The organism is Streptomyces sp. NPDC048338 (assembly GCF_043201055.1).
Lineage (GTDB): Bacteria > Actinomycetota > Actinomycetes > Streptomycetales > Streptomycetaceae > Streptomyces.
Genome location: NZ_JBICYQ010000022.1, coordinates 58,212 through 64,600, shown reverse-complemented (window position 1 = coordinate 64,600; position 6,389 = coordinate 58,212). Strand labels below are relative to the sequence as shown.

Annotated in this window: 6 protein-coding genes; 1 reads left to right on the top strand and 5 read right to left on the bottom strand. The window is 74.0% G+C overall.

The window, feature by feature from the left end; all coding sequences use genetic code 11:
- Positions 1–238: 238 nt before the first annotated feature.
- The 3 genes from ACGFZF_RS36320 to ACGFZF_RS36310 form a co-directional block, all read right to left on the bottom strand.
- A complete protein-coding gene (locus tag ACGFZF_RS36320) occupies positions 239–1,372 on the bottom strand; it encodes a PP2C family protein-serine/threonine phosphatase (RefSeq protein WP_393561422.1) in 1,134 nt (377 codons plus the stop codon).
- Between the two features lie 71 nt (positions 1,373–1,443).
- Positions 1,444–2,838 carry an MFS transporter gene (locus ACGFZF_RS36315; RefSeq protein ID WP_393561420.1) on the bottom strand — a complete coding sequence of 465 codons (1,395 nt, stop codon included), beginning with the start codon at positions 2,836–2,838 and terminating at the stop codon, positions 1,444–1,446.
- Positions 2,835–3,545 (bottom strand): TetR/AcrR family transcriptional regulator, encoded by a 711-nt coding sequence (locus ACGFZF_RS36310; RefSeq protein WP_393561418.1) that lies wholly within the window; start codon positions 3,543–3,545, stop codon positions 2,835–2,837. Before ACGFZF_RS36310 ends, ACGFZF_RS36315 begins: the two co-directional genes overlap by 4 nt.
- A 321-nt stretch (positions 3,546–3,866) precedes the next feature.
- Here ACGFZF_RS36310 and ACGFZF_RS36305 point away from each other — a divergent pair, with 321 nt between their 5' ends.
- Positions 3,867–4,448 (top strand): TMEM165/GDT1 family protein, encoded by a 582-nt coding sequence (locus ACGFZF_RS36305; RefSeq protein WP_356605089.1) that lies wholly within the window; start codon positions 3,867–3,869, stop codon positions 4,446–4,448.
- Positions 4,449–4,501: 53 nt separating this feature from the next.
- Here the strand turns inward: ACGFZF_RS36305 and ACGFZF_RS36300 are convergent, their stop codons facing one another.
- Together ACGFZF_RS36300 and ACGFZF_RS36295 are read right to left on the bottom strand one after the other, a co-directional pair.
- Positions 4,502–5,683: a DUF6924 domain-containing protein gene (locus ACGFZF_RS36300; protein ID WP_393561415.1), complete on the bottom strand. Its 1,182-nt coding sequence runs from the start codon at positions 5,681–5,683 to the stop codon at positions 4,502–4,504.
- 295 nt (positions 5,684–5,978) lie between these two features.
- Complete coding sequence (locus ACGFZF_RS36295; protein ID WP_393561413.1) at positions 5,979–6,320, bottom strand: DUF5713 family protein; 342 nt, start codon at positions 6,318–6,320, stop codon at positions 5,979–5,981.
- Between the last annotated feature and the right edge of the window lie 69 nt (positions 6,321–6,389).

The window sequence follows — 6,389 nt, the reverse complement described above, 5'->3', positions numbered from 1 at the left end:
GCCGAAGGCCATCGCGCAGCGACGCGACGAAGGAGCGCCCTTGAGGGCACGGACCCGGCTGCCACACTCGGAGAGAGGGCGGCCAACCACCAGAAACCAACGAAGACCGGACGACACCAAGCGCCCAGGCCCTCCACCCCAAGCGGCTCGGAATCATGCCCCTCCAACCCTCCGACCCGCCACCCCACTGACCAACCCCCACCACCCACCACCCCACCGACCGACCCCCACCACCCCGTCAAGCCTGAGGCGCCGGGGCCGTGGTCGGGTGGGGCAGGCGTTCCACCAGGAGGGCGGCGACGTCGTCGTCGAGGTGGCCCGTCCCGTAGGCGGCGAGGTCGGTGTGCAGGAGGTCCGGGATCCGGCTGCCGGGCTCCGTCAGCCAGCCGCGCATCCGCTCCTCCACCGGGTAGAAGGTGCCGGACGCGTCGCGGGCCTCGCTCACTCCGTCGGTGAACATCAGCAGGCGGTCCCCCGGCTCGAAGGGCACCTCCTCGATGTGGTGCCGCGCCGGGAGCAGCCCCGACAGGTTGACCGGCAGGGACGGGTCCGCGAAGGCGACGGGCGCGACCCCTCCGCCGCGCTGGAGCAGCGGGGCGGGGTGGCCGCAGCTCAGCAGCCGCACGACGTCACCGTGGTCCGGAATCTCCACCAGGACGACGGTGGCGAAGCGTTCGGCGGCGTCCGAGTCGGGCGCCCAGGCTCCGTACCGGCCGAGTCCCTCCTCCAGGCGGTCGGCCAGCGCGGCGAGGTCCGGCGCCTGGTCGACGGCTGCGCGGAAGGCGCCGAGCAGCACGGAGGCGGTCTCCACCGCGCCGAGCCCCTTGCCCTGGACGTCGCCGAGCATGAGCCGTACGGCTCCGGGGACGCGGACCGCCTCGTAGAAGTCGCCGCCGATCCTGGCCTTGGCGGCGGCCGCGACGTACAGCAGGTTGAGGCCCACCGGTCCGAGGCGGGGCGGGAGGGGGCGCAGCACCACGCGCTGGACGACGTCGGCGACGGCGGTCACCTCGCGCAGGTCCCGTTCGTAGCGTTCTCGGAGCCGGCTGGCCCAGGCGGCGACGGCGGTCACTGCGGCCAGCACGGCCTCGTTGACGAGGAGGTCCGGGACGACGGGCTCGCCCCGGCTCACCGACAGCACGGCGCGCATGGCCATGGCGATCAGGCCGATGACGACCGTCCCGCGAGCGCTCCAGGTGACGGCGGCGAGCGCGGGTGCGGAGGCCAGGAGGCGGTCGAAGCGCTCTCGATGGGGGGTGATCAGGTCGACGACGACGGTGAGCGCCATGACCAGGAAGGGCAGCATGCGGCCGAGCGAGCGGTGCCGGCGCGTCCTGGACCCGAGGGGCGGGCGGTCACCATCTGAGGACATTTCGTGATCGTACGCAGCGGGGGCGCTCGCCCTGGGGCGGTGGCGCCGTGCTGGCGTGTCCGCCCGGGCCTTCACGGGGCGGACGCCGCTGCCGCGGGTTCCGTGTCCCGTGCCGTGCGGCCCGGCAGGCCCAGCGCGGCGATCGCGCCCAGGGCGCCCAGGGCCGCGAGGGCCAGGAGGGCTCGGTGCAGGGCCGGTACGAAGGCTTCGCCGGGTTCGAGCGTGAGCAGCAGGGTGGCCAGGGCGACGCCGAGCGCGGGGCCGATGTTGAGGGCCGTCTGCTGGAGGCCGCCGGCGACTCCGGCGGTGGCCTCGGCGGCCCGGTGCACGACGACCGCGGTCGCGGTGACCATGACGGTGCTGAATCCGGCGCCGAGCAGGACGAAGCAGACGCCCGCCCCCGGCGCGGTCGCGCCCGCGTCGAGCCGGGAGAACGACAGGACGCCGAGGGTGAGCAGGACGCCGCCCGACGCGGCGGTCCGGCGGGGGCCGAACCTGCGTTGGAGTACGGCGGCCGTCGGCGCTCCGAGCACCATCAGGACGGCGAGCGGCAGGGACCACAGGGCGCTGTGGAGCGCGTCGAGACCGAGGACGTCCTGCAGGAAGTACGTCCCCGCGAACAGCGTGCCGAAGAGGGCGGCGGAGACGGCCAGCAGCGCCCCGAGTCCGGCCATGACGGGGCGGGAGCGCACGATCTCGGCCGGCAGGAGGGGGTGGTCGGTGCGGCGCTCGTGCCGGGCGAAGGCCGTCCCGGCCAGGGCGGCGACACCCAGGACGAGCAGGGTCGGTGCCGTCGCGCCGTCCCGTGGCAGTGCGACGAGTACGTGCACGAGCCCGGCCAGCGTCACCGCGAGCAGGCAGGCGCCGGGCAGGTCCAGGGAGGTCGGAGCGGCGGCCGGGGGTGTGGCGGGGCGCGGTGTGCGCTCGACGAGGGCGAGCAGCCCGATGGCGAGGGCGGGTATCACCGTGAGGACGAAGACGGTGCGCCAGCCGTGGGCGGTGACCAGTGAGCCGCCGACGACGGGGCCGGCGGCGGCCGCGAGGCCGATGGCGCTGGTGCGCAGGGCGATGGGCATGGCGAGTCGCTCGGGCGGGTAGGCGGCGCGCAGCATGCCGAGGGTGGCCGGCTGGAGCAGCGCTCCGAAGACGCCTTGGACGACCCGCAGGCCGATCACCCAGCCGATGTGCGGCGCGAGCGCGATACCGGCCGAGGCCGCGGCGAACCCGAGGGTGCCGAGGGCGAAGACGCGGCGATGGCCGTAGCGGTCCCCGAGTCGCCCGGCGAAGACGAGGAGGCTCGCCACGGCGACGAGGTATCCGGTGCTCGCCCACTGCACCTGGTCGAGTCCGGCGTCGAGGTCGCGCCGCAGGGCGGGCTGGGCGACGGTGAGGACGGTGCCGTCGAGGGCGACGACCGCGGCTCCGACGACGCTGCAGGCGAGGGTGAGGTGCCGGGCGCGTATCACCGTTCGCCCCCGGTGGGGCCGAGATGGGCGTCGAGGGCGGCCCGGAGCAGGGTGTCGAGGCCCTCGGGGTTCTCGGTGCGCGAGGCGAGTGCGAGGCTTCCCCAGCTCCACAGCTGGGCGATGCCGTGCAGGTTGGCCCAGAGCGCGCCGGCGACGACGGCGGAGTCCGGCCGGGACGTGGTGCCGCTCCCGGCGAGCGCGTGGTCGACGAGTCCGGTGAGCAGCGCGAAGAGGGGCAGGCTGGTGTCGCGCAGGCCGAGCCGTCCGCTCTCCAGCAGGTCGTGACGGAACATCAGCTCGTACATGCCCCGGCGGGTCAGCGCGAAGTCGAGGTAGACGCGGGCGAGGGCGTCGAGTCGGGCACGGGCGGCCTGCGGTCCGTCCGGTGCGGGTGCGTCGGGCGCCACGTCCTCGCCGCCTGTCGTCGCGGCGACGCGGGCGCCCAGTTCGGTGAAGCCCTCCCGGGCGATGGCGGACAGCAGGTCCAGGTGGGTCGGGAAGTAGCGGCGGGGGGCGCCGTGGGAGACGCCGGCGCGGCGGGCGATCTCGCGCAGGGTGAGGGCCTGGGCCCCTTCCGCGTGCACCAGCTCGACGCCGGCGGCGATCAGCCGGCCGCGCAGGCCGGGGTCGGCGTCACGTCCTCCGTCGGATGCGACGGGCGTGGTGCCCAGGTCGGGGCCGGGGACGGGCGGGGGCTCTGAGGTCATGGACCGTGTCTACCAGGGATGCGTAGACACTGTCTACCAAGATCGGGAGCAGAGGTGACGGCGGGGCCTTCCCTCCACTCGGTTACACTGGGCGACAGCGAAGGGGAGTAGCCCTGCGAACCGGTCGTCGACACACTGGAGCCCTCGGGTTCCCGGTGACCGGGTCCGTGCGGACGCGCGGACGGGCGAGACCTTCGGCCAGGCATTCGCCATGCCCGCCTCCCGCGGGTGTGGTCCGTCATGCCGGGCCGAGTGGTTCTTCCCGTCGCCCACCGTGGTGCCGTGCGGATCCCGGGCCCGGACCGAGCAGAGAGCCCCGGTATGCACCTCGACCCCTTGGCGATCCTCACCGCCTTCGGGCTGATCTTCCTCGCCGAACTCCCCGACAAGACGATGTTCGCGTCGCTCGCCATGGGCACGCGCATGCGTCCGCTGTACGTCTGGTTCGGCACCTCGACCGCGTTCCTCGTGCACGTCGCGATCGCCGTGGGCGCGGGCAGCCTCATCGGGCTGCTCCCCGACTGGATCGTCAAACTGATCTCGGCCCTGCTCTTCGCCTTCGGCGCCTTCATGCTGCTGCGCGGCGGGGGCGGCGACGAGGAGGACGAGGCCGGCAGCCGCACGGTGACCGGCTTCTGGCCGGTGTACTCGACGGCGTTCATGGCCGTCTTCATCAGCGAGTGGGGCGACCTGACGCAGATCACCACGGCGAACCTGGCCGCCACCAACGGGACCTGGTCCACGGCGATCGGTTCGGCCGCCGCCCTGATGAGCGTCTCGGCCCTCGCCCTGCTCGCGGGCCGTTTCATCGCCAAGCGCGTCCCGCTGAAGACCGTCCAGCGGATCGGCGGGCTGTGCATGGCCGGGCTGGCGATCTGGTCGCTGACCGAGATCTTCGTCTGACGGAGCCGTACGCGTGAGGTGTGCCCGGGCCCGGCGGCCCGGGCACACTCGTGTCAGGCGTTCCGCAGGACTCCCTCGGGGTCCTCGGCCGCCCACCCGGCGTACTCCTCGAATCCCATGTTGCCCAGGGACAGGTTGGCGTGGACGCCGTGGACGCCCGTCGGCACGGTGCGGAACCGGTCGCCGAACTCGGTGAGCCGGGCGTGGTCCTCGTCGTCCTCGCAGTCCGCGCGGTCGAGGAGGGTCACGGCGAGCAGCGCCCGGTGAGGTGCCGTCATCGTCGTGGCGTCGGCGAGGAACACGACACCCAGGTCCTCGTCGCCGGCCGCCGCCGCCCGTACCTCGTCCGGGCCGGCGCCCGACCAGGCCGGGTCGTCGACGATGTGCACGGTGAGCTCAGGGTCCTCGGCGAGCGCGGCCCTCACCTGGCGCCAGTCCTCTTCGTCCGCGTAGTCCGTGCGGACGACGAGCGCGTCGAACGCGCCCCGCCCGGTGAGGGCCGGCCGCCGCCCCGGCGCGAGACGGAAGGGGCCGGCGAAGTCCGTGTTGTCGATGACCGCGTCCATCCTGGGGAGCGGGTCGACCTCGCCGAGGTAGATGCGTTCCGCCACGAGGTAGCGGTCGCGGTGGATCGACTCCGCGTCGGAGCCCGCCCAGTTCCGGTCGCGTGCGGCGCCCCGGCGGACCGAGAGTTCGGCGTCGACGTCGAGCCAGATGCGGTAGTCCCAGTACCGGTCGGTCTCGGGGCGGAAGGCGAACACCCCGTCGACGACGAGCACGGCGTCCGGGGCGAGCGGCGTCCGTTCGGCCGAGTGGTCCCGCTGGGTCAGCGGGTCGATGCCGCACAGCGCGCAGGAGTCGGCCGCGGGCGAGCGGGCCGGGTCGAGCAGGAGGCGCCGGGCGCTCTCGTAGTCGTAGGCGTTGCGGTAGTAGCCCTCTCCCGACTCCCGGTCGTAGAGGTGGCGGTCCTTCCAGGGCTTCTTGAAGTCGTCGAGCGTCGCCCGCAGGACGGGCCGCCCGGCGGCGCTCAGACGTTCCGCCAGTTCGTGCCCGAAGCTCGTCTTGCCGGCCGCGGTGAAGCCGTCGATCCCCACCAGCAGCCGGCCGGTGCCGCGCGCCAGGATCTCCTGCGCGATCTCGCCGACCAGCGCGTCGCGCCGGGAGGATGCGGTCGGGGGCAGCGGCTGCCGCCAGGTCGAGACGGAGTGGTGGACGTCGGCCCCTTGTGCGGTCATGCGACGAACCTATCGACCGGCCCGTCGCCGCGGCCGGTCGGGTGCGAGCAGGGCGGCCCGGGGACACCGCCGATCCGGACGGTCACCTCGCGGCGTTCGGCAGCCGGTTCGTCGACGTGCGCATCCGCCTCCGGGACGAGCGCGGCCGGCTCCGCGAGGAGGTGGCGCACCACGTGACGGCCGACGGTGAGCGGCCGCGCGAACCGCGCACGCTCCGCCGCGTGTTCAGCTCGGCCCTCACCCGGCACCGCACGGCCGAGGACGACGGGGTCTTCCCCGGGTCACGCCGGGGCGCTCACCACTCCCGTACGGCGATCAGCTCCTCCGCGTCGGCGTGCGGGAATCCGTACGCCGACGCGACGAAGGAGAAGTCCTCGGCGATCTCCTCGCGGGCGACGGTCTCGATCTCGCTCCCGGCCGCCTCGAACTCCGCCTCCAGCGCGTTGAACTCCTCGGTCGCCGCGTCCGTGAGCGCGTAGAGCGCCGGCAGGCCCGCCGGGCGCTCCGCCTCGATCCGCTCGCAGAGTCGCAGCAGGATCGCCCTCCCCCGGTCGACGACATGGTCCGGGTAGTACCCGTCCTCGTACAGCGCACGCAGGAAGGCGTGTCCCGCCACCTGCTGGTTCGTGATCGACATGCGCCTCTCTCCCCTCGTCGGCACGGTCGGGACCATCCTCCACCCCGCCACTGACAACGCCCCTCGGGT

Excerpts from the sequence above, each read along its gene's own strand:
- ACGFZF_RS36305 (WP_356605089.1), top strand. The coding sequence starts at position 3,867 with ATGCACCTCGACCCCTTGGCGATCCTCACCGCCTTCGGGCTGATCTTC.
- ACGFZF_RS36295 (WP_393561413.1), bottom strand. The coding sequence starts at position 6,320 with ATGTCGATCACGAACCAGCAGGTGGCGGGACACGCCTTCCTGCGTGCG.
- ACGFZF_RS36300 (WP_393561415.1), bottom strand. The coding sequence starts at position 5,683 with ATGACCGCACAAGGGGCCGACGTCCACCACTCCGTCTCGACCTGGCGG.
- ACGFZF_RS36320 (WP_393561422.1), bottom strand. The coding sequence starts at position 1,372 with ATGTCCTCAGATGGTGACCGCCCGCCCCTCGGGTCCAGGACGCGCCGG.
- ACGFZF_RS36310 (WP_393561418.1), bottom strand. The coding sequence starts at position 3,545 with ATGACCTCAGAGCCCCCGCCCGTCCCCGGCCCCGACCTGGGCACCACG.